Genomic DNA, 25,759 nt, shown 5'->3' with positions numbered 1-25,759 from the left:
CGGCGGAATCGCGCAGAGCGCAAGGGGGGCGGTCCGGCCGGGCCGCCCCCGTAGCGTCGGGGCATGACTCCGCGACCGCGCCCCGCGCACACCCCCGACGAACCCGCCCTCGACCTGGTCCCGGTCGTGCCCGGGCTGCACATGCTGCGCTTCCCGATCGGCCAGGCCTACGTCTGGCACGACGGCGACGGCGCGCTGACCCTGGTCGACGCCGGCTGGGCGGGCGCCGAGGACGCCGTCGGACGGGCGCTGCGCGAGGTCGGCGGACCGCGGGCGCGGCTGCGGCGGATCGTCCTCACCCACGGCCACCGCGACCACGTGGGCGCGGCGGACGCGCTGGCCCGGCGGTACGGAGCGGAGGTCCTCGCGCACCGGCTGGACGCTCCGGTCGTCCGCGGCGAGGCGCCGGTGCCCAAACCCGACCTGCCGGACTGGGAGGTCCCGCTGTACGAGCACGGGCTCACCACGCCCGAGGCGCCGCCCACGCGCGTGGACCGGGAGCTGGAGGACGGCGACGTGCTGGACTTCGGCGGCGGCGCCCGCGTGGTGCACACGCCGGGCCACACGCCGGGGTCGATCGCGCTGCACCTGCCGCTCCCGGGGGTGCTGGTGACGGGCGACACCGTGGCGTCGGTGGGCGGGGTGCGCCTGGGGGTCTTCCACGTGGACCGCGCGGCCGCGGTGGCGTCGATGCGCCGCCTGTCGTCCCTCCGGCCGCTGCGGGCGGTGTGCTTCGGGCACGGCGACCCGGTGACCGAGGACGCGTCGTCCGTCCTGCGGGCGGCGGCGGAGGCGGCGCGGCCGTAGCCGCCGGGGACGCCCCGGACGGCCGGGCGCCGCGCCCCGCCGCCGCCCGGGCGTCAGCCCACCGGGACGCCGGCCTCCAGGTTCAGGACCGTGCCGCGTTCGCGGGCGCGCAGGGCCCAGCGGAGGCGTTCGTAGCGGACCGGAGGCAGCATGTCCGCCGCCTCCGCCTCCGTCGCGAAGCGCCAGCCGCGCAGTTCGGAGCCCGGCAGCAGCACCCGGTCCGCCTGCGCGCCCGTGAGTCGGCCGCCGTCGAAGAGGAGGCGCAGCCCGCCGTACCCGGGCGGCTTCGGCGGCTCCCAGTCGACGACCAGCAGCCGCGGCACGGACGCCAGTTCCAGCCCGGTCTCCTCGGCGACCTCCCGCATCGCCGCCCGCGCCGGCGCCTCGCCCCGCTCGACGACCCCGCCGGGGAACTCCCACCCCGGTTTGTACGTCGGGTCGACGAGCAGCACCCGGTCCCGGTCGTCGAAGAGCAGCACCCCCGCCGCGAGCGTCTCGCCGGTCGGCTCCGGGGTCTGCACGATCCCGCAGGCGCCCGCCGCGCCGGTCCGCACCGCGTCCGCGATCACCTTCGCCGTCGCCTCCGGGGTGAGGGAGCCGTTGTCGACGGCGTACGCGTCGGCGGCGAGCCACCCGTCGAGCGCGGCCCGGTAGGGCGCGATGCGGTCGAGGGCCCACTTCCCGGTCCGCTCGTCGGCGGCCGGGTCGCCGGAGGCCGCGGCGCGCGCCTCGATCCGTGCGCGCAGGATCGTTTCATCAGGGGTCAGGACGACATGCCGCACGGCGATCCGGCGGGACGCCAGCCCTCCGAAGATCTCGTCGCGGTACTCCTGCCGCAGGACGGTCATCGGCACCACCAGCACCCCGCCCACCTCGGCGAGGAGCGCCGCCGCCGTGTCGACGACCAGGCGCCGCCAGATCCGCAGGTCCTGGAAGTCGGTGACGCCGGAGAGCCGGTCCGGCGGCAGCAGGAGCGGCAGCGCGCCGCCGATCGCCTCCGGGTCGTACAGCGTGCTGTTCGGGATCAGACCGACCAGTTCGCGCGCGGCACTCGTCTTGCCGGCGCCGAACGCACCGTTGATCCAGACGATCACGGTTCCCCCTCCTCCGTTGGCCCCCAGTGGCTTGCCCGCAACACCCTGCCACGGAAACCCGCGTTCCGGACGGGTGGCCGTAACGGTCCGGGGCCCGCGGGGCCTCCCCCCGGGGGCGGACACCGGCACCGCGCGTGGGCCGGGGGGCGGGCCGGCCGGATCCGGTGGTGGGGCGACCGGCTCCGCGACGCGGTTCAGCGGGGTGCGAGGACGACCCAGACCGGTCCGGGCGCGAAGGCGAGCGGCGTGCCGGACGGGGTGGTGAAGGACGTGCCGCCGGTGGCCGACGGGCGGCTCCAGCGGGCGTCGTGGGCCTTGCCGTCGCGCAGCACGAGCGCGGTGCCGGAACCGACGGTCTCGGTGTACGGGGTGACGCTCCCGCCGCGGTCCGCGAACGCGGACGGGCGGACCGTGACGTACTGGACGACGACCGTCCCCGCCCCGACGCGCCCGCCGTCCGTCGTGCGGGCGGCCGTGCCGTCCAGGGAGACCAGCCAGCGCCGCTCGGCGGCGGACCAGGCGAAGGCGTGGCGCGCGGCGGGGAACCGGACGGTGTGCTCGTCCACCTGCCGTCCGCCCGGCGGCGCGGGGCCGAAGCGGAAGCCGATGTCACCGGCCCGGCCCGCGTCCGGGGCGGCAGCCAGGGCGCGTTCGGGGCGGAGGTAGAGGTTGTGCGGGGCGGGGCGGCCGGGGTCGCGCACGTACGCGGCGGGGGCCCGCTCGGGCGGCAGCGCGTACAGCGGCGCGTCCTGGAGGAAGCCCTTCAGCGCGCTGCGCACCCCGGAGTACGCCAGGGCCGGGCGCCCGAACTGGCGGAGCAGCTCCACGTCGGACTCGCGCGCGCTGCGGACCGGGCCGACGCGGGGCGGCTGCCGGGAGGAGTACACCGCGAGGAACCGGGTGAGGCCGGCCTCGACCTGCTCGACGTACACGACGTCGGCCGCGCCGAGTCCGGTGTGCGGCCGGGCCGCCCGCACGTTGTCGATCTTCACGGCGAGGACGGGCGCGGGGCGGGCGGGCAGCCCGGTGAACGGCGAGGTCCGGGGACCGGCCGGCCGGTCCGGCGGGGAGGCGGACGGCGGCGGGCTCGTCGTCGGGCCGCCCGGCCCGGGGCCGGTCGGGCCGCACCGCGACAGCAGGAGCGCGAGGGCGACCGCGACGGCCGCCACCACGGCGATGGCGATGCCGACCGGTCCTCGCACGCGCGACGCAGCCAACGGTCCGACTCCCTGCCTCCCTCCAGTGCACCACGCGATCCGCGGCGGTGACAGCGGATCGGGAAGCCGGTACGGTCGGCCCGTGCCCCCTGCCCCCGACGACGCGAGGACCGCCCTGTGGCCGCCCGACGGCCCGGGCGTGGTGCGGTTCCCGTCCGGCCGCCTGGTGCGGGGCCGCGGCCTGCGCCACCCGCTGCCCGACGGCCCGGTCCCGACGTACGCGGTCCACCTGCTGGGCGGGCGTCCGCCGGACGTCCCGTGGGAGGCGCGCCTGCTGCGCTGGCCGGACTTCCGGCTGCCCGCCGACGCGGCGCAGGCCCGTACCGTCCTGGCCGAGGTGTGGGAGCGCGCCGCGACGGAGCGCGTCGAGGTCGCCTGCGGCGGCGGCCGGGGCCGGACGGGCACGGCGCTGGCCTGCCTGGCCGTCCTGGACGGCGTCCCGCCGGACCGCGCGGTGGAGTGGGTGCGCCGGCACTACCACCCCCGCGCGGTGGAGACGCCCTGGCAGAAGCGGTACGTACGGCGCTTCGCCGGCTAGCGCGCGACGCCCGGCGCGGCGCGCGGGTGCCCGGAGGGGCGCCGGACACGTGGACGCCCCCCGGCCCGCACCACTCCCCCGCCGGCCCCCGCGATCCGTACCCGCGGCGGCGTCGCCGCGGCCATGCCCGGGGCCGGGGCGGCGCGGTCGCACGCCGCGCGGGCCCGTACGGCGGTCCGGGCGGCGCCGTCGGCGGGGGCGGCGACGGGGCCGGCCGCCTTCGGTCCCCGATCCGGCTCCGCGGGCATCGCGCCGGCTCCCCGTGGGCTTCCGCGGACCGGTGGGGCCCTGCGGTCCCGGTGGGCGGCCGGTACGGTCTTCACGCCCCTGACAACGTTGTCCAGGGCCTATGCTCGACGCCACGCCCCCCACCTCCGGACGACAGGACAGGAACCGCGCACCGTGGCCGAGACCGCCCGCCGACCCGACCACCGCTACGGCAACCGGCCCACCATGAAGGACGTCGCCGCCCGCGCCGGCGTCGGCCTCAAGACCGTCTCACGGGTGGTGAACGGCGAGCCGGGCGTCACGCCCGACACCGAGCGCCGCGTCCGGGAGGCGATCCAGGCGCTCGGCTTCCGCCGCAACGACAGCGCGCGCGTGCTGCGCAAGGGCCGCACCGCCTCCGTGGGCCTGGTCCTGGAGGACCTGGCCGACCCCTTCTACGGGCCGCTGAGCCGCGCCGTGGAGGAGGTGGCCCGCGCCCACGGGGCCCTGCTGATCAACGGGTCCAGCGCCGAGGACCCGGACCGCGAGCAGGAGCTCGCCCTGGCGCTGTGCGCGCGCCGCGTCGACGGGCTGATCGTGATCCCGGCGGGCGACGACCACCGCTACCTGGAGCCGGAGATGAGGGCGGGCGTCGCGACCGTCTTCGTGGACCGCCCGGCCGGCCGGATCGAGGCCGACACGGTCCTGTCCGACAGCTTCGGCGGCGCCCGCGCGGGCGTGGCGCACCTCGTCGCGCACGGCCACCGCCGGATCGGGTTCGTCGGCGACCGGCCGCGCATCCACACCGCCGCGGAGCGGCTGCGCGGCTACCGGGCCGCGATGGAGGACGCGGGACTGCCCGTCGACGACGCGTGGGTGTCGCTGGGCTCCACCGAGCCGGCGCGGGTGCGGGACGCGGTCGCCGCGATGCTGGCCGGCCCGGAGCCGGTGACCGCGCTGTTCGCGGGCAACAACCGGGTGACGGTGACGGCCGTGCGGGAGCTGGCCGGGCGGACCCGCCCGGTCGCCCTGGTGGGCTTCGACGACATCGAACTGGCCGACCTGCTCGGCATCACGGTCATCGCGCAGGACGCCGCCGCGCTGGGCCGCACGGCGGCACAGCGGCTGTTCCGCCGCCTCGACGGGCTCCACGAGGAGCCCCGGCGGGTCGAGTTGGCGACCCGGCTGGTCCCGCGCGGCTCGGGCGAGATCCCGCCCGCGTGACCGCGCGGCCCGGCTGGTCCCGCGCGGCTCAGCAGAGGGGCAGGCCCGGCACCGGGGCGTCGTTGTCGCCGCCCCGGATGTACACGTCGCTGACCCACACGCCGGCGTTGCCGCTGTCGTCGTCGGTCTTCGCCCACCAGACGTTGGTCCACTCGCCGTGCGTCTCGCGGCGGCCGAGGTCGGACTGGCAGTAGAAGTAGTTGGTGCCGGCGTTGAGGACGCCGGCCCGGCCGCCGTTCGCCCAGTACGAGTCGGCGGTCCGCCAGACCGTGCAGTCGTACTTGCCGTCGCCGATGGCGTGGCAGGCCGGGGTCCGGGAGCCGCCGCCGGAGGACGAGCCGCCGGTGTCGGAAGTGCCGGCCGTCGACCCGCCCGTACCGCCGTCCCCGCCGGAGCCGGGCGCCGGACCGGAAGCGCCGGCCGGCCCGGCCGCGGACGCGGAGGGCACGGCGGCCGTCCTCGACGGGGAGGCGGAGCCGCTCCTCGTCGAGGAGGGGCGGGGCGCGGCGCTCGACGGACCGGTCGCGGACGCGGAGGGGCCGGCGCCCGGCGCGAGGGGCATGCCGTCGTCGTCGACGGGGGCGGACGGGCTCGTGCTCACCTCGCCGCCGGTGAGCGCCTGCCCGTCGCCGTCGGCCGCGCCCCCGCGGTCCATGAACGCGTACGTCACACCGCCGCCGGCCAGGAGGACGGCGGCCGCGGCGGCCGCCACCAGCGCCCGCGGGCGCCCCGTGCGGCCCCGGGCGCGCGCCGCCGCGCGGGGGCCCCGGCCCCCGTGCCCCGGCGCACCGCCGGGGCCCGCCACCGGCTCGTGGGCGGGGGCCGGGGCGTGACCGGGGGCCGGGGCGGTCGGTTGCCCGGGGGCGCCGGCCGAGGGGGTTTCGGGGGCGGGGCCGCCGTGGCCCCCGCCGCCGGGCGCCGGGTATGCCCCGCCCGGCGCCGGGGCGCCGTACGCCGGGGCGCCCTGCGGGCCGGGCGGCGGGCCGAAGCCGTGGACGTCCGCCGCCGGCGGGCCGAAACCCCGCGGGGGCAGCGTGGTGCGCTCGGTCGGTACGTACGGCGCGGGCCCTGCCGCCGCCGTGCCGTCCGCGACCTGCCGCAGGAGGCCGGCCGCCGTCGAGGCGTCCGGGCGGTGGGCCGGGTCCTTGGCCATCAGCCGCCCGAGCACCGGGGCGAGCGGGCCGGCGTTGCGCGGCTCGGGGAGCGGGTCGACGACGATCGCGGTGAGCGTCGACCACGCGGACGTGCGGCGGAACGGCGACGAGCCCTCGACCGCCGCGTACAGGGTGGCGCCGAGCGCCCACACGTCGGAGCCCGGGCCGGGTTCCTGGCCCTGGGCGCGCTCGGGCGCCAGGTAGTCGAGGGAGCCGACCAGTTCGCCGCTGCGGGTGAGGTGCGTGGCGGAGCCGTCCCCGGGGTCCTCCATCGCCGCGATGCCGAAGTCGGTGAGGACGACCCGGCCGGTGCGGTCCAGCAGGACGTTGCCGGGCTTCACGTCACGGTGCAGGACGCCCACCGCGTGGGCGGCGGCCAGGGCCTCCAGGACCTCGGCGCCGATCCGGGCGGCCTCGCGCGGGTCCGTCGGGCCGCGTTCGGCGAGGACGTCGGCCAGCGACGGGCCGTCGACCAGCTCCATGACGATGACCGGCCGGCCCTCGTGGTCGGTGATGTCGTGGACGGCGACGACCCCGGGGTGGCGGACCCGCGCGGCCGCCCGGGCCTCCCGCTGCATCCGCACCCGCAGCTCGGCCAGTTCGGGCCCGGACGAGTCCGTGTACGTGCGGAGCTCCTTGACCGCCACCTCGCGGCCCAGCACCTCGTCGACGGCGCGCCAGACGACGCCCATCCCGCCCCGGCCGAGCTGCCGGACCGGCCGGTACCGGCCGGCGATCAGTTCGTGTTCCCCCGCAGACACCGCTGCCCCGTTCCTCTACGCCGTCGTGAACGCGTACAGGTTACGGGGCGGCGGCGGGGGGGTTCGGCGCGAAACCGTCACCGGTCGGTCACTGGTGGGTGCCGGTCAGGTCGCCGCGCCGGGGGGCGGCGAAGCGGTCGAGGTCGGCGCGGGTGAGGCCGGTGAGGCGGGCCACCTCGGCGGCGTCGAGGGCGCCGCAGTCGATGCCGCGCAGGAGGTACGCGCTGAGCGCCTTGGCGGTGGCCGGCTCGTCCATCACGTCGCCGCCGGCGCGGCCGGCGTACGCGGCGAGCCGGGCGGCGGCCTGCTCGCAGCCCTCGCGGTAGAACGCGAACACGGCGGCGTACCGGGTGGGCAGGTGGGCCGGGTGCATGTCCCAGCCCTGGTAGTAGGCGCGGGCCAGGGCGCGGCGGGTGAGGCCGTAGTGGAGGCGCCAGGCGTCGTGGACCTTCTCGGTGGGGCCCACGGGCAGCACGTTGGTGGAGCCGTCCGAGACGCGGACCCCGGTGCCGGCGGCGGCGACCTGCATGACGGCCTTGGCGTGGTCGGCGGCCGGGTGGTCGCTCGCCTGGTGCGCGGCGGAGACGCCGAGGCAGGCGCTGTAGTCGAAGGTGCCGTAGTGGAGGCCGGTGGCGCGGCCCTCGGCGGCGTCGATCATGCGGGCGACGGTGGCGGTGCCGTCGGGGCCGAGGATGGCCTGGCTGGTCTCGATCTGGATCTCGAAGCCGATCCGGCCGGGCTCCAGGCCGTGGGCCTTCTCGAACTCCCCCAGGAGCCGCGCCATCGCGGTGACCTGCTCGGGGTAGGTGACCTTCGGGAGGGTGAGGGCGAGGCCGTCGGGCAGGCCGCCCGCCTCCACGAGGCCGGTGAGGAAGACGTCGAGGGTGCGGATGCCCCGGTCGCGCACGGCGGCCTCCATGCACTTCATGCGGATGCCCGTGTACGGGGCGGCGCTCCCGTCCCGGTGGGCCTCGGCGACCAGCCGGGCGGCGCGGGCGGCGTCGCGGTCCTCGTCGGCGTCCGTACGGCCGCCGTAGCCGTCCTCGAAGTCGATGCGGAGGTCCTCGATCGGCTCCCGCTCCAGCTTGGCCCGTACCCGCGCGTGGACGGGCTCGGCCAGGTGGTCGGGGAGGCCGAGGACGGCGGCGAGGGCGGCGGCGTCGGGGGCGTGCTCGTCGAGCGCGGCGAGGGCGCGGTCGCCCCAGGAGCGGATCGTGTCGGCGGCGAAGGCGTCGCCGGGCACGTAGACGGTGTGGACGGGTTGGCGGGTGCCGGGGTCGCCGGGGTAGCGGCGGGCGAGGTCCGCGTCCACCGTGGCGAGGGAGGCGCTGATGCCCTCGCTGACCGCGCCGGCGAGGCTTGTCGCCACCTGCTCCTGCTGACCCATTCCCGCACCCTCCATGCCCTCGATTTTTCCGCTCCACGGAATCGACAATCCGCATGGCGAAGTTATCCGGGTCGACTGACGCACGTCAATGGTGGCCGAGGCGGCACAGGTAGCCGTGGAGGGCCGCCGAGGCGGCGAGCCGGCGCAGGCTGCGCCGGTGGAGGTCCTCGGCGCGGGCGTCCAGTTCGTCGAGGACGCGGTCGGTGCTGCCGTTCGCCCGCAGCCCGCGCAGGACGGCCTCGATGGCGGCGAGCGGATGGTGACCCTTCCGCAGGAGCGCCACGACCTGCGCGACGCGCAGCTCGGAGCGGTTGTAGAGCCGGTACCCGGTGGACGGTTCGCGGTCGGGCCGCAGCAGGCCGCGGGCCTCCCAGAGCCGGAGCACGGGCGGCTTCACGCCCACGGCGCGGGCGGCCTCGCCGATGCGCAGGGCGCGCCGGGGGACGGCGGGCGACGGGGCGCGGCCGGCCAGGACGGTGCCCAGGGCCTCGCGCGCGGCGGCGAGCTCGCCGCGCTCCCGGTCCAGCCGGGCGTGGCCGGCGTCCAGGGCGGCCAGCGCGGTCTCCGGGTCGCCCGCGTGGACGGCGGCCATCACCGTGCGGGCGGTGGCCCAGCCGTGCCCGGCGGCGAGCTCGCGGGCCACGGTGAGCGCGTCGGCGTGGGCGCGGGTGAAGACGCGGTAGCCGGCGGGGGTGCGGTCGGCGGGCGGGAGCAGTCCCGTGTCGACGTAGGTGCGGAGCTGCTGTACGGAGATCCCGGCCGACCTCGCGAGGTCGGCCGCCTTCAGCCGGTCGTCCACCGTTCCTCCTCCCCGGCCTCACGCCCGGTTGAGACTTCTCCGGCATTTCGCCGGTCCCACCTGCGGCGAGGCCGTGAAAGTGCCTGCAAGCAGTTCAATGAAAGACTTGATACCAGGTCCGGCGCCGGGGCCGAACAGATCCGTCTTCCGAGAGGAGAAACCGTGAAGTTCGTGCTCGAGGTCACCTTCGACGACGGGCAGCCGGCGCAGACCACGGCGAGCGAGCTGGGCCGCGTCCTGCGCTACTGGGGCGGCAACCTCCACCACTACGCCCTGCAGCCGGGCGACGGCTCGGCCGTGTACGACTCCGCCCACCGCGAGGTGGGCCGGTGGCGGATCACCGCCGACGACGAGGGCTGAGGCCGGGAGCGTGGAAACGGCCGGGGGCCGCGCGGTGGTGTTCCACCGCGCGGCCCCCGGCCGTGTGCAGGAGGCGGATCAGCCCTTGCGGGACTTGATCTCCTCGGTCAGCTGCGGGACGACCTCGAAGAGGTCGCCGACCACGCCGTAGTCGACCAGGTCGAAGATCGGGGCCTCGGGGTCCTTGTTGATGGCCACGATCGTCTTCGAGGTCTGCATGCCGGCACGGTGCTGGATCGCGCCGGAGATGCCGGTGGCGACGTACAGCTGCGGCGAGACCGACTTGCCGGTCTGGCCGACCTGGCTGGTGTGCGGGTACCAGCCGGCGTCGACGGCGGCGCGGGAGGCGCCGACGGCGGCACCGAGCGAGTCGGCCAGGCCCTCGATGAGCGCGAAGTTCTCGGCGCCGTTGACGCCGCGGCCGCCGGAGACCACGATCGCGGCCTCGGTCAGCTCGGGGCGACCGGTCGACTCGCGCGGCGTGCGGGAGACGACCTTGGTGCCGGTGGCCTTCTCGGAGAAGGAGACCGCGAGGGCCTCGACGGCGCCCGCGGCGGGGGCGGCCTCGACGGGGGCCGAGTTCGGCTTGACCGTGATGACCGGGGTGCCCTTGGAGACACGGGACTTGGTGGTGAACGCGGCGGCGAACACGGACTGCGTCGCGACCGGGCCCTCGTCGCCGGCCTCGAGGTCGATGGCGTCCGTGATGATGCCGGAGCCGATGCGGACCGCGAGGCGGGCCGCGACCTCCTTGCCCTCGGCGGAGGACGGGACGAGCACGGCGGCCGGGGAGACGGCCTCGTACGCGGCCTGGAGGGCGTCGACCTTCGGGACGACGAGGTAGTCGGCGAACTCGGCGGCGTCGGCCGTGAGGACGCGGGTCGCGCCGTGCTCGGCGAGCGTGGCGGCGGTGGCCTCGGCGCCGGGGCCGAGGGCGACGGCGACGGGCTCGCCGACGCGGCGGGCCAGCGTCAGCAGCTCCAGGGTGGGCTTGCGAACGGCGCCGTCGACGTGGTCGACGTAGACGAGAACTTCAGCCATGGGAATGCTCTCCTGCGAATGCGAAGTCTGAGGGGGCGGTCGGTGGCTCTGCGCTGCGCGAGCCCTAGATGAACTTCTGGCTCGCGAGGAACGCGGCCAGCTGCTTGCCGCCCTCGCCCTCGTCCTTGACGATCGTGCCGGCCGTACGGGCCGGGCGCTCCGCCGCGGAGTCGACCTTCGTCCAGGCGCCCTCGAGGCCGACCTCGTCGGCGTCGATGTCCAGGTCGTCGAGGTCCAGGGACTCCACCGGCTTCTTCTTGGCGGCCATGATGCCCTTGAAGGAGGGGTAGCGGGCCTCGCCGGACTGGTCCGTCACGGACACGACGGCCGGGAGGGACGCCTCCAGCTGCTCGGTCGCGGCGTCGCCGTCGCGGCGGCCCTTGACCACGCCGTCCTCGACGGAGACCTCGGAGAGCAGGGTGACCTGCGGGACGCCGAGGCGCTCGGCGAGGAGCGCCGGCAGGACGCCCATGGTGCCGTCGGTGGAGGCCATGCCGCAGACGACCAGGTCGTAGCCGGTCTTCTCGATCGCCTTGGCGAGCACCAGCGAGGTGCCCATGACGTCGGTGCCGTGCAGGTCGTCGTCCTCGACGTGGACGGCCTTGTCGGCGCCCATGGACAGCGCCTTGCGCAGGGCGTCCTTGGCGTCCTCGGGGCCGACGGTGAGCACGGTGATCTCCGCGTCGTCCGCGTCCTCGGCGATCTGCAGCGCCTGCTCGACCGCGTACTCGTCCAGCTCCGACAGCAGGCCGTCGACGTCGTCGCGGTCGACGGTCAGGTCATCGGCGAAGTGCCGGTCGCCGGTGGCGTCGGGCACGTACTTCACACAGACAACGATCCTCAAGCTCACGCCGGCTCTCCTACTGCATCGTCATTACGGGGCTGCCTTGTTGCACGCAGCATAGGCGCCTGATGGGACGGTTTCCGCTCGGGGCGGCGGCCGCCCCGCAACGAGATATTACTCGTCAGTACACCGGGACCCTTCCCCCTGAGCAAGCGCTTTGCACTGTGACCTTGCCAACGCTGAGTAACCGGGATTCCTCAGTCCCTCAGGGCGTTGAAGCGGCCGTGGTGGTAGAGGAGCGGCCGGCCCTCCCGGGCCCCCGCGTCCCCGGCGACGACCTCGGCGACGACGATGCGGTGGTCGCCGGCCGGCACGCGGCCCACGACGCGGCACACCAGCCAGGCGAGGACGCCGTCGAGCAGCGGGACGCCCTCGGGGCCCGTGGTCCAGCGGGTCGGCGGGGCGAAGCGGTCGGCGCCGCTGCGGGCGAAGGTGGCGGCCAGCTCCCGCTGGTGCTCCCCGAGGAGGTGGACGCCCACGTGGGTGGCGGTGGAGACGGTGGGCCAGCTCGACGAGCCCGTGCCTATGCCGAAGGAGACCAGCGGCGGCTCGGCGGAGACCGAGGTGAGGGAGCTGGCGGTGAACCCCGCGGGCCGGCCGTCGTGCGCGGCTCCGCCGGGGGCGGTGATCACGGCGACGCCGGCGGCGTGCCGCCGGAAGGTGGAGCGCAGCAGCTCGGACCCGGCGACGTCCGGGGCGGCGAGCGCGTCGGCGCCGAGATCGTGGGTGACCGTCATGGAGTTGTCCTTCTGCGGGAGGTGCGTACGCGGGGCTGTGGTCCTCGGCTGCTCAGACACCCGGACAGAGCGCGCTCGCGTGGCGGACGAGGTCGACGTGGGCCCGTCCGTGGAGAAGGAGTTCGTACGGCACGGTCGTCAGCCTGTCCACGCGCGGCCGCCCGCGTCAAGGCCGCGCGGGAAGATGCGATCAGCGTCACGGCCGGTCAGCGGGGGTTTCGAGGGCCCTGCCGAGCGCGGCGATCACGTCGACCCTGCGGGGCTGCCCGGCGGCGCGGCGGACCACGCGGCCGGCGGCGTCGAGGACGAACACGGTGGGCGTCGCGGTGACGCCGAGGTCCCGGACGAGGGGCAGGTTCCGCTCGGCGTCGATCTCGACGTGGGCGACGCCGGCGACCATGTCCGCCACGTCGGCGAGGGTGCGCCGGGTGGCGCGGCAGGGCTGGCAGAAGGCGGTGGAGAACTGCACGAGCGTGGCCCGCTCCCCCAGGTCGGCCCCCAGGTCCCCGGGGCCGAGCGCCCGCCCGTACCGCTCCTCCGCACCGTCCCGCACCATCGCGGCCCCGCCTCCCGTCGCCCGGTCTTCCGGTCCGTACAGCGCCGTGCGGGGCCCCGGTGATTCCCCCGGCGGCGGTCCCGGTACGGCGACGTGACGAGTATCTCGCCTCATTCCGCCCCCGAAGCGGGGTTCGGGCTGGCCTGGGCGCGGTACATGGGGCAGCATCGGGCCAGGCCGGATACCTACGGCTGCGTAACTTCCGCCGGGAGGACCCTCCCCAGGCAGACAGAAGAAGGGCGTTCTCCAGATGGCAGAACTCGTCTATCGGCCGGTCGTCGGCGCCGCGCTCACGATGTTCAAGGCGCTCGACCTCAAGATCGACATTCAGGGTTCGGAGAACATCCCGCACACCGGTGGTGCGGTGCTCGTCAGCAACCACATCAGCTACCTCGACTTCATCTTCACGGGACTCGCCGCCCGGCCGCAGAAGCGCCTGGTGCGGTTCATGGCGAAGGACTCGGTGTTCCGCCACAAGATCTCCGGTCCGCTGATGCGGGGCATGAAGCACATCCCGGTGGACCGCGGGCAGGGCGAGGCGGCGTACCGCCACGCGCTGGAGTCGCTGCGCTCCGGCGAGGTCATCGGCGTCTTCCCGGAGGCGACGATCTCCCAGTCGTTCACCCTCAAGAGCTTCAAGTCGGGTGCGGCGCGGCTGGCCCAAGAGGCCGGCGTGCCGCTGGTCCCGATGGCGCTGTGGGGGACGCAGCGGCTGTGGACGAAGGGCCGCCCCCGGAACTTCCGGCGCAGCCACATCCCGGTGACCATCCGGGTGGGCGAGCCCGTGGAGGCGCCGACGGAGCAGTACGCCGGGGCGATCACGCGGCGGCTGCGCGAGCGGGTCCAGGACCTGCTGGAGGCGGCCCAGCGGGCGTACCCGGTGCGTCCGAGGGACGCGGAGGACACCTGGTGGATCCCGGCGCACCTGGGCGGTACCGCGCCCACCCCGGCGGAGCTGCGCTGACGGCGGAGCCGGGTCGGGGCGGACACGTCGGCGGCCGGCCGGAGGACCTGGTCCTCCGGCCGGCCGCCGGCGCGTGTGGCCCTGGGTCGTGTCTTCGAAGTCCCGTCTGCCGGCCGACGGGCGGACGACGCCACTTCGAAGACACTCCCTAGCGGGCCGCCTCCTCCTTGAGCGCCAGGAGGAAGGCGTCCACGTCGTCCTCCGTGGTGTCGAAGGAGCACATCCAGCGCACGTCGCCGGCCGCCTCGTCCCAGAAGTAGAACCGGAACCGCTTCTGCAGCCGCAGGCTGACGTCGTGCGGGAGCCGCGCGAAGACCGCGTTGGCCTGCACCGGGTAGAGGATCTCCACCCCGTCGACGGACCGGACGCCCTCGGCGAGGCGCTGTGCCATCGCGTTGGCGTGCCGGGCGTTGCGCAGCCACAGGTCCTTCGCGAGCAGCGCCTCGAACTGCACGGAGACGAACCGCATCTTGGAGGCGAGCTGCATGGACATCTTGCGCAGGTGCTTCATGTGGCGGCCGACCTCGGGGTCGAGGACGACGACCGCCTCGCCGAAGAGCAGTCCGTTCTTGGTGCCGCCCAGCGACACGACGTCCACGCCCGCGGCGTTGGTGAACGCGCGCATCGGCACGTCCAGCGACGCGGCCGCGTTGGCCAGCCGGGCGCCGTCGAGGTGGACCTTCATGCCCAGGCCGTGGGCGTGGTCGACGATCGCCCGGATCTCGTCGGGCGTGTAGACCGTGCCGAGCTCGGTGTTCTGCGCGAGGGAGACGACCTGCGGCATGGCGCGGTGCTCGTCGTCCCAGCCGAACGCCTGCCGGTCGATCAGCTCGGGGGTGAGCTTGCCGTCCGGGGTGGGCACGGTGAGCAGCTTGAGCCCGGCCATGCGCTCGGGCGCACCGCCCTCGTCCACGTTGATGTGCGCGGACTCGGCGCAGATCACCGCGCCCCACCGGTCGGCGAGGGCCTGGAGGGCGGTGACGTTGGCGCCGGTGCCGTTGAACACCGGGAACGCCTCGGCGGTCGGGCCGAAGTGGCTGTGGATCACCCGCTGGAGGTGGTCGGTGTAGTCGTCCTCGCCATAGGAGATCTGGTGGCCGCCGTTGGCGACGGCCAGCGCGGCGAGGACCTCGGGGTGGGCTCCCGCGTAGTTGTCGCTGGCGAAGCCCCGTACCGACGGGTCGTGGTGACGGCGCGCGTCGGTACGGGTGGGGAACGCCGGGGTCACGGCTTCGGGGTCAGCCACAGGCGCTGTCCATTCACTTCCTGGGCGGGCCGGTCCCAGACGCCGGCGATGGCGTCGGCCAGGTCCTTGACGTCGGTGAAGCCCGCGAACTTCGCATTCGGGCGCTCGGCGCGCATCGCGTCGTGCACCAGTGCCTTGATCACCAGGATCGCAGCAGCGGCCTTCGGCCCGTCCTCGCCCCCCGCCTTGCGGAAGGAGTCGCCGAGCGCGAGGGTCCACGCCTCGGCGGCGGACTTGGCGGCGGCGTAGGCGGCGTTGCCCTCGGTCGGGCTGCTCGCGCCGGACTGGCTGACGAGGACGTACCGGCCCCGGTCGCTGCGCTTGAGTCCCTCGTGGAAGGCGAGGGAGGTGTGCTGGACGGTGCGGATCAGCAGCTTCTCCAGCAGCTCCCAGTCGGCCGGGTCGAACTCGCCGAAGGTGGCGCTGCCGCGCCAGCCGCCGACGAGGTGGACGAGGCCGTCGATCCGCCCGAACTCCTTCTCGGTCTTGTCGGCCCACTCGCGGGTCGCGGCCGCGTCGAGCAGGTCGACCGTCTCGCCGACGACGGTGGCGCCGCCGTGGGCGTAGCGGGCCGCGTCGACGGCCTCGGCGAGGCGCTCGGGGTCGGCGTCGGCGGCGACGACGGTCGCGCCCGCCTCGGCGAGCCGCAGCAGGGCCGCGCGGCCCGCGGGTCCGGCCGCCCCGGCGACCGCGATGACGGCGCCGTCCAGCGGCTCGCCGTTCCCGTTGCTGGTCATGGTCTTCGTCTCCTCCGTCTGCGTACCGGACGTCCCGGTCGTACCCGGCGCGTGCTCGCTCACGCGGCGGCCCTCTCGACGTCCGCGGGGGTGATGCCCTTGGTGGAGGCGATCACGGACTTCAGCTTCTTGGAGAGGGCCTCGTAGAACATGCTCAGCGGAAACTCGTCGGGCAGCACGTCGTCGACGAGCCTGCGCGGCGGCTGGGAGACGTCCAGGGCGTCCGGGCCCTTGGCCCAGCGGGAGCCGGGGTGCGGGGCAAGGTAGGTGGAGACGAAGTCGTACGCGGCGAACCAGTGGACCAGCTTGGGGCGGTCGATGCCGTCGCGGTACAGCTTCTCGATCTCGGCGCACAGCTGGTTGGTGACCTCGGGGGCGCGCTGCCAGTCGATGTGCAGGGTGTTGTCGGTCCAGCGCACCACGTCGTGCTTGTGGAGGTAGGAGAAGAGCAGCTGGCCGCCGAGGCCGTCGTAGTTGCGGACGCGGTCGCCGGTGACCGGGAAGCGGAACATCCGGTCGAACAGCACGGCGTACTGGACGTCGCGGCCGTGCGGGTTGCCCTCGGCCTCCAGGCGGACGGCCTCCTTGAAGGCGGTGAGGTCGCAGCGCAGCTCCTCCAGGCCGTACATCCAGAACGGCTGGCGCTGCTTGATCATGAACGGGTCGAAGGGCAGGTCGCCGTGGCTGTGGGCGCGGTCGTGGACCATGTCCCACAGGACGAAGGCCTCCTGGCAGCGCTGCTGGTCGCCGAGCATCTCCTGGATGTCCTCGGGCAGCTCCACGCCGAGGACCGCGACGGCGGCCTCGGTGACGCGGCGGAAGCGGGCGGCCTCGCGGTCGCAGAAGATGCCGCCCCAGGTGAACCTCTCGGGGGCCTCGCGGACGGCGACGGTCTCGGGGAAGAGGACGGCCGAGTTGGTGTCGTAGCCCGAGGTGAAGTCCTCGAAGGTGATGCCGCAGAAGAGCGGGTTGTCGTAGCGGGTGGCCTCCAGCTCCGCGAGCCACTCCGGCCACACCATGCGCAGGACGACGGCCTCCAGGTTGCGGTCCGGGTTGCCGTTCTGCGTGTACATCGGGAACACCACGAGGTGCTGCCGGCCGTCGACGCGCTCGGCGGCGGGCTGGAACGCCATCAGGGAGTCGAGGAAGTCCGGCACGCCGTAGCCGCCGGCCGCCCAGCGGCGCAGGTCGGCGACGAGCGCGCGGTGGTACGCGGCACCGTGCGGCAGCAGCGGGGAGAGCCGCTCGACGGCGGCGACGATCCGGTCGAGCGCGGCGTCGACGTCCGCGCGGGCCGGGGCGTCCTCGGCGTCGAGGTCGACGGAGCCGTCGGCCGACTGCCAGACGCGGATCTCCTCCACGGCATTCTTGAGCTGCGGCCACGCGGGGTGGTCGACCACCCGGACATCGGTGGACAGCCCGCCACCGACAGCGTCATGCACAAGAATTTCCGTCATCTCACTTCCTCCACAGGAGAACCTCGCGTAAAGGCACCGTATCCATCTACGGTTCTTCGCCACAAGTGAGCTCAGAGGAAATTATCCTGCCAGACCCCCGTGGTCACCGCCGTTTTTCCCGTCTCGTGGGGACGAAACGGCCACATCGGCCGCCCCACCCGGTCCACCCCGCGGACCCGGGGTGTAACGGGCGATCCCGGGGGAACCCGCGTGGCTGGATTTTGCCGTGACCGGCGAGAATCCTGAACGAACAGTGACGGACTGGGACAACTGGGACGGTCATCTATGAGCAACGGATTCCTCGGACCCGAGGGCTTCGGCCCCGACCCGTTCAGTGAGTTTCTGGCCCGCCTGTTCGGGGGCACCCCGGCCGCCTCGGCCGCCCGGCGCGGCCCCCGGTACATCGACATCGCGCGGATGATGAGCGAGCCCGCCCGCCGCATGGTGGACGACGCCGCCACCTACGCGGCCGAGCACGGCAGCGCGGACCTGGAGACCGAACACCTGCTGCGCGCCGCACTCGACACCGAGCCGACGCGCGACCTGGTCGTCCGGGCCGGAGCCGACCCCGACGAACTGGCCGCCGAGATCGACCGCACGGCCGGCGAGGGCCCGCCGCAGGGCCGGATCGCCGTCACCCCCGCCGTCAAGCGCGCCCTGCTCGACGCCCACGACCTGGCCCGGAACATCGGCGCCTCCTACATCGGGCCCGAGCACGTCCTCGCCGCGCTGGCCGCCAACCCCGACTCGGCGGCCGGCCGCATCCTGCGCGCCGCCCGGTTCGACCCGGGCTCCGTCCCCGGACCGCCCTCCCGCACCCCCACCCCCCGCGGCGGGCCGTCCGGCGGCTGGGAGAACACCGCCGCCGACCAGCGCCCCGCACCGCAGCACGGCACCCCGACCCTGGACAAGTACGGGCGCGACCTCACCGACATCGCCCGCGCCGGCCGCATCGACCCGGTCATCGGCCGGGAGGAGGAGATAGAGCAGACCGTCGAGGTGCTGTCGCGGCGCGGCAAGAACAACCCCGTCCTCGTCGGCGACGCCGGCGTCGGCAAGACCGCCGTCGTCGAGGGCCTCGCCCAGCGCATCGCCGACGGCGACGTGCCCGACACGCTCCTCGGCCGGCGCCTCGTCGCCCTCGACATGACGGGCGTCGTCGCCGGCACCCGCTACCGCGGCGACTTCGAGGAACGGATGAACGCCATCATCGAGGAGGTGCGCGCCCACTCCGGTGAGCTCGTCCTCTTCATCGACGAACTCCACACCGTCGTCGGCGCGGGCGGCGGCGGCTCGGAGGGCGGCTCCATGGACGCCGGCAACATCCTCAAGCCCGCGCTCGCCCGCGGCGAACTGCACGTCATCGGGGCCACCACCCTGGAGGAGTACCGCCGCCACGTCGAGAAGGACGCCGCCCTCGCCCGCCGCTTCCAGCCGATCCTCGTCCCCGAGCCCAGCCCCGAGGACGCCCTGGAGATCCTGCGCGGACTGCGCGACCGGTACGAGGCGCACCACCAGGTCCGCTACGCCGAGGACGCGCTGCGCGCCGCCGTCGAACTGTCCGACCGTTACCTCACCGAACGGTTCCTGCCCGACAAGGCCATCGACCTGATCGACCAGGCGGGCGCCCGGGTCCGGCTGCGCTCCCGCTCGCAGGACACCGACGTACGCGCCCTGGAACGGGAGGCCGAGCAGCTCGTCCGCGACAAGGACCAGGCCGTCGCCGCCGAGCAGTACGAACGGGCCACCGAACTGCGCGACCGCATCCAGGAAATCCAGGACCGCATCAAGGCGGGCCGGGGCGAACCCCTGATGCGGGACGACCGGGTCCTGGAGGTGACCGCCGAGGACATCGCGGAGGTCATCAGCCGGCAGACCGGCATCCCCGTCAGCCGGCTCACCCAGGAGGAGAAGGAACGGCTGCTCGGCCTCGAACAGCACCTGCGGGAACGGGTCGTCGGCCAGGACGAGGCGGTGTCGGTGGTCTCCGAGGCGGTCCTCCGCTCGCGGGCCGGCCTCGCCGACCCGCGCCGCCCCATCGGCAGCTTCCTGTTCCTCGGCCCGACCGGCGTCGGCAAGACCGAACTGGCCCGCGCCCTCGCCGACGCGCTGTTCGGCAGCGAGGAGCGGATGGTGCGGCTCGACATGAGCGAGTTCCAGGAGCGCCACACCGTCAGCCGGCTGGTGGGCGCCCCGCCCGGATACGTCGGCCACGAGGAGGCCGGACAGCTGACCGAGGCGGTCCGCCGGCACCCCTACTCGCTTCTCCTCCTCGACGAGGTGGAGAAGGCGCACCCGGACGTCTTCAACATCCTGCTCCAGGTCCTCGACGACGGACGGCTGACGGACTCGCAGGGCCGCACCGTCGACTTCAAGAACACCGTCATCGTGATGACCAGCAACCTCGGCTCCGAGGCCATCGGCACCGGACGCGGCGTCCTCGGCTTCGGCGCGGACCGGGCGGACGACGAGGAGGCGGCCCGCGACCGGGTGCTGCGACCGCTGCGCGAACACTTCCGGCCCGAGTTCCTCAACCGCATCGACGAGATCGTCGTCTTCCGCCGGCTCACCGAGACGCAGCTGCGGCAGATCACCGACCTGCTGCTGGAGGACACCCGCCGCCGCATGCGGGCACAGCACGTGTCCGTGGACTTCGCCCCCCAGGCCGTCGACTGGCTGGCCCGCCGCGGCTACGAACCCGAGTACGGCGCCCGGCCCCTGCGCCGCACGATCCAGCGCGAGGTGGACAACCGGCTGTCCCGGCTGCTGCTCGACGGACGGCTCGGCACCGGCGGCCGGGTCCGCGTGGACGTGGCGGACGGCCGCCTGGACTTCCGTACGGAACCAGGCCCCGACACGGCGCCCGAACCGGCCGGCGGGATCAGCCCAGCTCCTTGACGAGCAGCTCGAACTCCAGGTCGTCGCGGCGCGGCACACCGAAGCGCTCGTCGCCGTACGGGAACGGCGTCATCCGTCCCGTACGGCGGTAACCGCGCCGCTCGTACCAGGCGATCAGCTCCTCGCGCACGGATATCACCGTCATGTGCATCTCCCGCACGCCCCACTCCTCACGGGCCAGGCGCTCCGCCCGCGCCAGGACACGCCGGCCGAGCCCACCACCCTGCGCCCCCGGACGCACGGCGAACATCCCGAAGTACGCCACGTCACCGCGGTGCTCCAACTGGCAGCACGCGACCGGCGCACCGTCCCGCTCGACCACGACCAGCCGCGAACCCGGCGCGGTGATGACCGCGCGGACACCGTCCGGATCGGTGCGCTGACCGTCGAGGATGTCGGCCTCCGTGGTCCAGCCGGCACGGCTGGCGTCACCCCGGTAGGCGGACTCCACGAGGGCGACGAGCGCGGGGACGTCCGCCTCGACGGCGTCGCGGTAGGTCTCCCGGGCGTCCTGCGGCGGTGCGGTGTCCATCGTGAGCGTTCTCCCCTCGGCGCTTTGTTCGAGGGTTGAGCCTAGCTGTGTTTTTTTGGCTCGTTCCGCCTCCGGGGCGCTGTGAGCGGGTGTCGACAGGCCGAACGTGCTCAACCCTTCGTTCCTCAGGGCCTGCGCGCGATCGGCCTGTCGACACCCGCGCGCCCCTTCGGCTCCACGAGCGCCACAGGGGGGCGCCGTCCCCCTCCCCGGCACAGAGCGTGGCCCCTCAACCCCGCGAGCGGCCCGCATGAGCGCCCTCCCCCCTCCCCGGCAGAGAACGCGGCCCCTCAGGGGGACACCCGGGTCTCGCCCACCGCTCCGGGTCCACGAGCCGCCGGACGGGTCCCTCCCGGTGCAGGTCCGCCCCGGCACGGGGCACCCCGCCGCCTCGGCACCCGCGGGACCGGGACGGTGGAGGGGGAGGCCGGCCGGAGCGGGCGCGGGGGGGCGGGGTCCAGGGGGGGCTCGGGCCGTGGTGTGCGTCACTTCCGTGGTCGCGGGTGCCGATGAGCGGCGTCACGCTCATAGGCTGACGCCATGTGGGTCTCCCTCGCGCTGCTCGCGCTCGGCGTGCTGGTCGCCGTCGTGGCCCCCCGCCTGCTCGCACGGGCCGACTGGCCGGAGCGCGAGCCGATCGTCGCGCTGTGGGTGTGGCAGTGCGCGGTGGCGGCGGTGCTGCTCAGTTTCGCGCTGTCGATGACGTTCAGCGCGGCGGCCTCCTGGCAGGTCGTGCGCGGCCAGGTGTTCGCGACGGCGCCGGCCGCGGTCGTGGAGGCGTACGCCCTGGGGGCGCTCGGCCCCTGGTCGGCGGCGCTCGCGGTGCTGCTGGCGTGCGGCGGGCTGTGGACCGGGGCGATGCTCACCCGCGAGGTGCGCGACGCCCGCGCGTGGCGCAGGCGGCAGCGCGCCGAACTGCTGGTGCGCTCGCCGCTGTTGCCGGGTGAGGAGACCGGTTCGGGGCCGCTGGTGCTGCTGGAGGGCGACCGGCCCGACGCCTGGTGGCTGCCGGGCACCCGGCCCCAACTGATCATCACCACGGCGGCGTTGCGGCGGCTGAAGGGACGCCAGCTGGACGCGGTGCTCGCCCACGAGCAGGGGCACGCGCGGGCGCGGCACGACTGGCTGCTGTACTGCGCCGCGGCGCTCGCGTCGGGATTCCCGCGCGTCCCGGTGTTCGCGGCGTTCCGCGCGGAGATGCACCGGCTGGTGGAGCTGGCCGCGGACGACTCGGCGTCGAAGCGGTTCGGGCGGCTGACGATCGCGCTGGCACTGGTCGGGCTGAACGAGGACCGGGGCGTGTTCGGGGCGTGTCCGACCCACCACGCCGAGGTGCCGCAGCGGGTGACCCGGCTGCTGGCGGCGAAACCGCGGCTCACGCCGGGACGGCGGCTGCGGCTGACGGCGGCGGCCGCGCTCGTACCGGCCGTGCCGCTGCTGGTGGCGCTGGCACCCGGGCTGAACGCGCTGACCTGACCGGCGCCGGACCGAACGGCGACGTCACCGGTCTGCCCGGGTGATCCCCGGGCAGGATCCCGATATGCGTCCCCCCACACACACCCCACCCGTCGACCGTTTCCCGCTCGTCCGTGCCGTGGCCGTGGGCTGCGGCGCGGCGGCCCTCGCCCTGCTGCTGCTCGTGGCCCTCGCCTGGGCTCCGCTGCTCGCCCTCGACCGGGCCGTGGTGGAGGAACTGCACCCGACGGCGGTACGCCGCCCGGTGCTGACGGAAGGCATGCGGGTGCTGTCCGACTGGGTGTGGGACCCGCTGACCCTGCGCATCCTGCTGGCCGTGGTGGCGGTGGCGCTGTGGCGGGCCGGCGAGCGGGGGCCCGCGGGGCTGCTGGTGGCGGTGTGCGCGGTGGCGGCCGTGGTGCAGCAGGGGGTGAAGGCGCTGGTGGGCCGGGAGCGGCCGCAGTGGTCGGACCCGGTGGACTCGGCGGAGTTCGCGGCGTTCCCGTCCGGGCACGCCATGACCGCGGCCGTCGTGTGCGGGCTGCTGTGGTGGGTGGCGGCGCGGACGGCCCGGCGGACCCTGGTGCGGCCGGTGGTGGTGGCGGGGGCGGTGTCCACGGCCGGAGTGGGACTGACGCGGGTGTACCTGGGCGTGCACTGGCCCTCGGACGTGCTGGCCGGCTGGCTGCTGGGGGCCTGCCTGGTGGCGGCCGCGGTCGTGGCGTACGAGCGGTGGGCGGCGGCACGGAGGCGCACGGCGGTCTTGCCGGGGCACGGGGCGCGCTGAAGGATCGCCGCATGGCGATCACGTGTGTGCTCTTCGACTTCTCCGGCACCCTCTTCCGCGTCGAACCCGCCGACCGCTGGCTCGGCTCCGTCCTCGACGCCGCGGGCGCGCGGTACCCGGCGAGGACCGTCACCGGCTGGGTCCGCGCGCTGGAGGAGTCCGGAGGGCAGCCGGGCGGTGCGCCGCCGCGGCGCCTGCCCGCGCACCTCGCCGGGGCGTGGGAGCTGCGCGACCTGGACCCGGAGCGGCACCGGTGGGCGTACACCGGTCTGGCGCGGGAGGTGGAGCTCCCCGACCCCGCCTGGTACGAGGCGCTGTACGAGCGGCACATGCGGCCGGAGGCGTGGGCGCCGTACCCGGACGCGGTCGAGGTGCTGACCGGGCTGCGGGAGCGGGGCGTCGCGGTCGGCGTGGTGAGCAACATCGGGTGGGACCCGCGCCCGGTGTTCGCCGCGCACGGCCTGGGCGCCCTGGTGGACGCGTACGCCCTGTCGTACGAGCACCGCGTCCGCAAGCCGGACGCGCGGCTGTTCCGGGTGGCCCTGGAGGCGCTGGGCGGGGTCGATCCCGGGGAGGCGCTGATGGTGGGAGACGACCGGGACGCGGACGGCGGGGCCGCGCGGCTGGGCTGCGCGGTGCGCTTCGTGGACCACCTGCCGGGGGCCGAGCGGCCGGCCGGGCTGCGGCCGGTGCTGGACCTGGTGGGCTGACCCGCCCGGTGCCGGCACGGACCGGGCGATCCCCCGTGTCGCCCGGTCCGCATGACACACTCTCCCGGCCGACGAGGCGCTGCGTGTCGGCAAGGACGCTCTGAGTATATTGGCTCGGAGCCAATCAACGCAGGAGTCAAGCATGTCCCCGCGGAGCGCATCGGTCAACGCGGAACTCCGTCGACGATCCCGCGAGCGGCTCCTCCAGGCGACGGTCGACCTCGTGGCCGAACGCGGGTACGAGGCGACGACGCTCGCGGACATCGCCGACCGGGCCGGCTCGGCACGCGGTCTGGTCTCGTACTACTTCCCCGGCAAACGCCAGCTGCTCCAGTCCGCCGTCCACCGCCTGATGCACATGACGCTGGCGTCGGCCCTGGAGCGCGAGCCGCGCACCGAGGACGGGCGCGAGCGGCTGGCACGGGCGATCGACGCGGTCCTCGGCCTGGCCGTGGAACGGCCGCTGCTGATGCGGACGCACATGGCCGGGATCCTCCAGGCGGAGGGGTTCGTGCGCTGCCCGGAGCAGCAGCGGCTCGCCGCGCTCCTGCGCGACACCCTCGCCCGGTACGGGACGCCCGACCTGGACGCGGACTACCCGCTGCTGCGGGCGCTGCTGATGGGCGCCGTCTTCGCCGTGCTGCTGCCGGGCGCCCCGATGTCACCCGCCCGGCTGAGGGCGGAGCTGTTCCAGCGGTACGGCCTCGACTGGGAGCTGGGCTCGCCGCCGGAGGGCGGACGGCCGTAGGCGGCGGCCCCGGGGGCGTGCGGGACCTCCCGCGCCGCCGCCGGCGGTGGGATGCTGGAGTCCTCCGCGGGAAGGAGCGCGTGCCGTGCTTCGTGTCGCCGTGGTCGGTTCGGGCCCCAGCGGGGTCTACACCGCCCAGTCACTGGTCGAGCAGACGCTGGTGCCCGACGTACGGGTGGACGTGCTGGACCGGCTGCCCTGTCCGTACGGGCTCGTGCGCTACGGGGTGGCCCCCGACCACGAGAAGATCAAGTCCCTGCAGAACAACCTCCGCGCGGTGCTGGAGCACGAGCGGATCGGCTTCGTCGGCAACGTCCCCGTCGGCGCGGGCGGCGTCTCCCCGGAGCGGCTGCTGGAGCTGTACCACGCCGTCGTGTACTGCGTGGGCGCCGCGCGGGACCGGCGGCTGGGCGTGCCGGGCGAGGACCTGGCGGGCAGCTTCTCGGCCACCGACTTCGTCTCCTGGTACAGCGCCCACCCGGACGCGTCGGCGTTCGGCTTCGCGCTGGACGGCCGGTCGGCGGTGGTCGTCGGCGTCGGCAACGTGGCGGTCGACGTGACGCGCGTCCTGGCCCGCGGGCCGGAGGAGCTGCGCCCCACCGACGTGCCGCAGTCCGCGCTGGGCGCGCTGGCGGCGAGCGGGGTGCGCGAGGTGCACATGGTGGGCCGGCGCGGCCCCTCCCAGGCCCGCTTCACCACCAAGGAGCTGCGGGAGCTGGGCACGCTGCCGTCCGCGCGGGTCGGCGTGGAGCCCGCGGACCTGGCGCTGGACCCGGCGTACGCCGACCCCTCGGGGCTGCCGGCGGTGAACCGGCGCAACGTCGAGGTGATCCGGGAGTGGGCGGCGGCACCGCCCGTGCCCGACCCCGCGGCGCGCTCGATCCGGCTGCGGTTCTTCCTGCGCCCGGTGGAGATCCTCGGCGAGGGCGGCCGGGTGGCGGCGGTGCGGTTCGAGCGCACGGAGCCGGACGGGGCGGGCGGGGTGCGCGGCACGGGGAGGTACGAGGAGATCGCGGCGGGACTCGTGCTGCGGGCGGTCGGCTACCGGGGCGCGCCTCCGGAGGGGCTGCCGTTCGACCCGGTGCGCGGGACGGTCCCGCACGCGGCGGGGCGGGTGCTGCGGGACGGCGCGCCGTCGCGGGGCGAGTACGTGTCGGGGTGGATCAAACGCGGGCCCAGCGGCGTGATCGGCACCAACCGGCCGTGCGCGAAGGAGACCGCCGCCTCGCTCCTGCGGGACGCCCCGCTGCTGGCCCGCCGTACCGTGCCCGACGACCCGGTCGCGGTGCTGCGGGCGTGGGGGCTGCGGCCGGTGGAGTGGCCGGGCTGGCTGTCCATCGAGGAGGCGGAGGCGGCGCTGGGCAGGACGCTGGGGCGCGGGCCGGTGAAGATCCCCGACTGGCCGGGGCTGCTGGCCGCTGCGGGCGGGGGCTGAGCGGGCCCGCGCCGGGCGGTCCGGACGCCGGGGCCCGGCGCGGGCACGGGCGCCGACCTGCGGG

24 protein-coding genes are annotated in these 25,759 nt (G+C 75.2%); 11 read left to right on the top strand and 13 right to left on the bottom strand.

All coding sequences use genetic code 11. From position 1 onward, the window contains the following. Positions 1 to 63 precede the first annotated feature (63 nt). The gene (locus IE106_RS26060; RefSeq protein WP_189537661.1) at positions 64 to 807 is read left to right on the top strand and encodes an MBL fold metallo-hydrolase; all 744 of its coding nucleotides are present in this window, start codon (positions 64 to 66) and stop codon (positions 805 to 807) included. Between the two features lie 53 nt (positions 808 to 860). On the opposite strand, the gene IE106_RS30880 is transcribed toward IE106_RS26060, so the two are convergent. Both IE106_RS30880 and IE106_RS26050 read right to left on the bottom strand, forming a co-directional pair. Next, complete coding sequence (locus IE106_RS30880) at positions 861 to 1,901, bottom strand: NUDIX domain-containing protein (protein WP_189537660.1); 1,041 nt, start codon at positions 1,899 to 1,901, stop codon at positions 861 to 863. A 194-nt stretch (positions 1,902 to 2,095) separates the two neighbouring features. Then, positions 2,096 to 3,118, bottom strand: a complete 1,023-nt coding sequence (locus tag IE106_RS26050) for a DUF3048 domain-containing protein (RefSeq protein WP_189537659.1) — start codon at positions 3,116 to 3,118, stop codon at positions 2,096 to 2,098. 82 nt (positions 3,119 to 3,200) lie between these two features. On the opposite strand from IE106_RS26050, the gene IE106_RS26045 reads away from it, so the two are divergent. Together IE106_RS26045 and IE106_RS26040 are read left to right on the top strand one after the other, a co-directional pair. Beyond that, the gene (locus IE106_RS26045; protein WP_229840772.1) at positions 3,201 to 3,656 is read left to right on the top strand and encodes a protein-tyrosine phosphatase family protein; all 456 of its coding nucleotides are present in this window, start codon (positions 3,201 to 3,203) and stop codon (positions 3,654 to 3,656) included. A gap of 453 nt (positions 3,657 to 4,109) precedes the next feature. Continuing rightward, positions 4,110 to 5,087, top strand: coding sequence for a LacI family DNA-binding transcriptional regulator (locus IE106_RS26040; RefSeq protein WP_189537705.1), 978 nt, complete (start codon positions 4,110 to 4,112; stop codon positions 5,085 to 5,087). A gap of 28 nt (positions 5,088 to 5,115) precedes the next feature. Here the strand turns inward: IE106_RS26040 and IE106_RS26035 are convergent, their stop codons facing one another. From IE106_RS26035 to IE106_RS26025, 3 genes are all read right to left on the bottom strand, one after another. Continuing rightward, positions 5,116 to 7,002 (bottom strand): serine/threonine-protein kinase, encoded by a 1,887-nt coding sequence (locus IE106_RS26035; protein ID WP_189537658.1) that lies wholly within the window; start codon positions 7,000 to 7,002, stop codon positions 5,116 to 5,118. Between the two features lie 88 nt (positions 7,003 to 7,090). Then, positions 7,091 to 8,389, bottom strand: a complete 1,299-nt coding sequence (locus IE106_RS26030) for a DUF6986 family protein (RefSeq protein ID WP_189537704.1) — start codon at positions 8,387 to 8,389, stop codon at positions 7,091 to 7,093. Between the two features lie 85 nt (positions 8,390 to 8,474). Further along, the gene (locus IE106_RS26025; protein WP_189537657.1) at positions 8,475 to 9,188 is read right to left on the bottom strand and encodes a MerR family transcriptional regulator; all 714 of its coding nucleotides are present in this window, start codon (positions 9,186 to 9,188) and stop codon (positions 8,475 to 8,477) included. 162 nt (positions 9,189 to 9,350) lie between these two features. On the opposite strand from IE106_RS26025, the gene IE106_RS26020 reads away from it, so the two are divergent. Next, positions 9,351 to 9,548 carry a hypothetical protein gene (locus tag IE106_RS26020; RefSeq protein WP_189537656.1) on the top strand — a complete coding sequence of 66 codons (198 nt, stop codon included), beginning with the start codon at positions 9,351 to 9,353 and terminating at the stop codon, positions 9,546 to 9,548. A gap of 78 nt (positions 9,549 to 9,626) precedes the next feature. On the opposite strand, the gene IE106_RS26015 is transcribed toward IE106_RS26020, so the two are convergent. The 4 genes from IE106_RS26015 to IE106_RS26000 form a co-directional block, all read right to left on the bottom strand. Next, on the bottom strand, positions 9,627 to 10,589 hold the full coding sequence (locus IE106_RS26015; RefSeq protein WP_189537655.1) for an electron transfer flavoprotein subunit alpha/FixB family protein: 963 nt from the start codon (positions 10,587 to 10,589) through the stop codon (positions 9,627 to 9,629). A gap of 64 nt (positions 10,590 to 10,653) precedes the next feature. Then, positions 10,654 to 11,439: an electron transfer flavoprotein subunit beta/FixA family protein gene (locus IE106_RS26010; protein WP_189537654.1), complete on the bottom strand. Its 786-nt coding sequence runs from the start codon at positions 11,437 to 11,439 to the stop codon at positions 10,654 to 10,656. A 191-nt stretch (positions 11,440 to 11,630) separates the two neighbouring features. After that, on the bottom strand, positions 11,631 to 12,170 hold the full coding sequence (locus IE106_RS26005; protein ID WP_189537653.1) for a flavin reductase family protein: 540 nt from the start codon (positions 12,168 to 12,170) through the stop codon (positions 11,631 to 11,633). A gap of 196 nt (positions 12,171 to 12,366) precedes the next feature. Beyond that, on the bottom strand, positions 12,367 to 12,726 hold the full coding sequence (locus tag IE106_RS26000) for a TlpA family protein disulfide reductase (RefSeq protein ID WP_189537652.1): 360 nt from the start codon (positions 12,724 to 12,726) through the stop codon (positions 12,367 to 12,369). A 250-nt stretch (positions 12,727 to 12,976) separates the two neighbouring features. Here IE106_RS26000 and IE106_RS25995 point away from each other — a divergent pair, with 250 nt between their 5' ends. Beyond that, positions 12,977 to 13,690: a lysophospholipid acyltransferase family protein gene (locus IE106_RS25995; RefSeq protein ID WP_189537651.1), complete on the top strand. Its 714-nt coding sequence runs from the start codon at positions 12,977 to 12,979 to the stop codon at positions 13,688 to 13,690. A 148-nt stretch (positions 13,691 to 13,838) separates the two neighbouring features. Here IE106_RS25995 and IE106_RS25990 read toward each other — a convergent pair whose 3' ends face one another. Genes IE106_RS25990 through IE106_RS25980 form a run of 3 tightly spaced genes read right to left on the bottom strand, consistent with a single transcriptional unit; the run spans position 13,839 to position 17,130 of the window. After that, positions 13,839 to 14,918 carry a threonine aldolase family protein gene (locus tag IE106_RS25990; protein ID WP_189537703.1) on the bottom strand — a complete coding sequence of 360 codons (1,080 nt, stop codon included), beginning with the start codon at positions 14,916 to 14,918 and terminating at the stop codon, positions 13,839 to 13,841. Continuing rightward, positions 14,915 to 15,673, bottom strand: a complete 759-nt coding sequence (locus IE106_RS25985) for an SDR family NAD(P)-dependent oxidoreductase (RefSeq protein WP_189537702.1) — start codon at positions 15,671 to 15,673, stop codon at positions 14,915 to 14,917. The genes IE106_RS25990 and IE106_RS25985 overlap by 4 nt, the downstream gene beginning before the upstream one ends. 59 nt (positions 15,674 to 15,732) lie before the next feature. Further along, positions 15,733 to 17,130, bottom strand: coding sequence for a DUF6421 family protein (locus IE106_RS25980; protein WP_189537650.1), 1,398 nt, complete (start codon positions 17,128 to 17,130; stop codon positions 15,733 to 15,735). Positions 17,131 to 17,415: 285 nt separating this feature from the next. On the opposite strand from IE106_RS25980, the gene IE106_RS25975 reads away from it, so the two are divergent. Then, positions 17,416 to 20,028: an ATP-dependent Clp protease ATP-binding subunit gene (locus IE106_RS25975; RefSeq protein WP_189537649.1), complete on the top strand. Its 2,613-nt coding sequence runs from the start codon at positions 17,416 to 17,418 to the stop codon at positions 20,026 to 20,028. On the opposite strand, the gene IE106_RS25970 is transcribed toward IE106_RS25975, so the two are convergent. After that, positions 20,012 to 20,560, bottom strand: coding sequence for a GNAT family N-acetyltransferase (locus IE106_RS25970; RefSeq protein WP_189537648.1), 549 nt, complete (start codon positions 20,558 to 20,560; stop codon positions 20,012 to 20,014). The genes IE106_RS25975 and IE106_RS25970 overlap by 17 nt on opposite strands. Positions 20,561 to 21,100: 540 nt before the next feature. Here IE106_RS25970 and IE106_RS25965 point away from each other — a divergent pair. The 5 genes from IE106_RS25965 to IE106_RS25945 all read left to right on the top strand — a co-directional run bounded on the left by IE106_RS25965 (position 21,101) and on the right by IE106_RS25945 (position 25,695). Next, complete coding sequence (locus tag IE106_RS25965; protein ID WP_189537647.1) at positions 21,101 to 22,036, top strand: M56 family metallopeptidase; 936 nt, start codon at positions 21,101 to 21,103, stop codon at positions 22,034 to 22,036. A 64-nt stretch (positions 22,037 to 22,100) separates the two neighbouring features. Then, entirely contained in the window at positions 22,101 to 22,802 is a 702-nt protein-coding gene (locus IE106_RS25960) for a phosphatase PAP2 family protein (RefSeq protein WP_189537646.1), read from the top strand. 17 nt (positions 22,803 to 22,819) lie between these two features. Continuing rightward, a complete protein-coding gene (locus IE106_RS25955) occupies positions 22,820 to 23,512 on the top strand; it encodes an HAD family hydrolase (protein WP_189537701.1) in 693 nt (230 codons plus the stop codon). Positions 23,513 to 23,654: 142 nt separating this feature from the next. Continuing rightward, positions 23,655 to 24,260 carry a TetR/AcrR family transcriptional regulator gene (locus IE106_RS25950; RefSeq protein ID WP_189537645.1) on the top strand — a complete coding sequence of 202 codons (606 nt, stop codon included), beginning with the start codon at positions 23,655 to 23,657 and terminating at the stop codon, positions 24,258 to 24,260. Positions 24,261 to 24,345: 85 nt separating this feature from the next. Further along, positions 24,346 to 25,695 carry an FAD-dependent oxidoreductase gene (locus IE106_RS25945; RefSeq protein WP_189537644.1) on the top strand — a complete coding sequence of 450 codons (1,350 nt, stop codon included), beginning with the start codon at positions 24,346 to 24,348 and terminating at the stop codon, positions 25,693 to 25,695. Positions 25,696 to 25,759 lie beyond the last annotated feature (64 nt).

This window comes from Streptomyces roseolilacinus, from assembly GCF_014649335.1.
In the GTDB taxonomy this organism is placed as follows: Bacteria; Actinomycetota; Actinomycetes; order Streptomycetales; family Streptomycetaceae; genus Streptomyces; species Streptomyces roseolilacinus.
The sequence above is the reverse complement of the archived record's forward strand: the minus strand, read 5'-3'. Positions and strand labels throughout refer to the sequence as shown.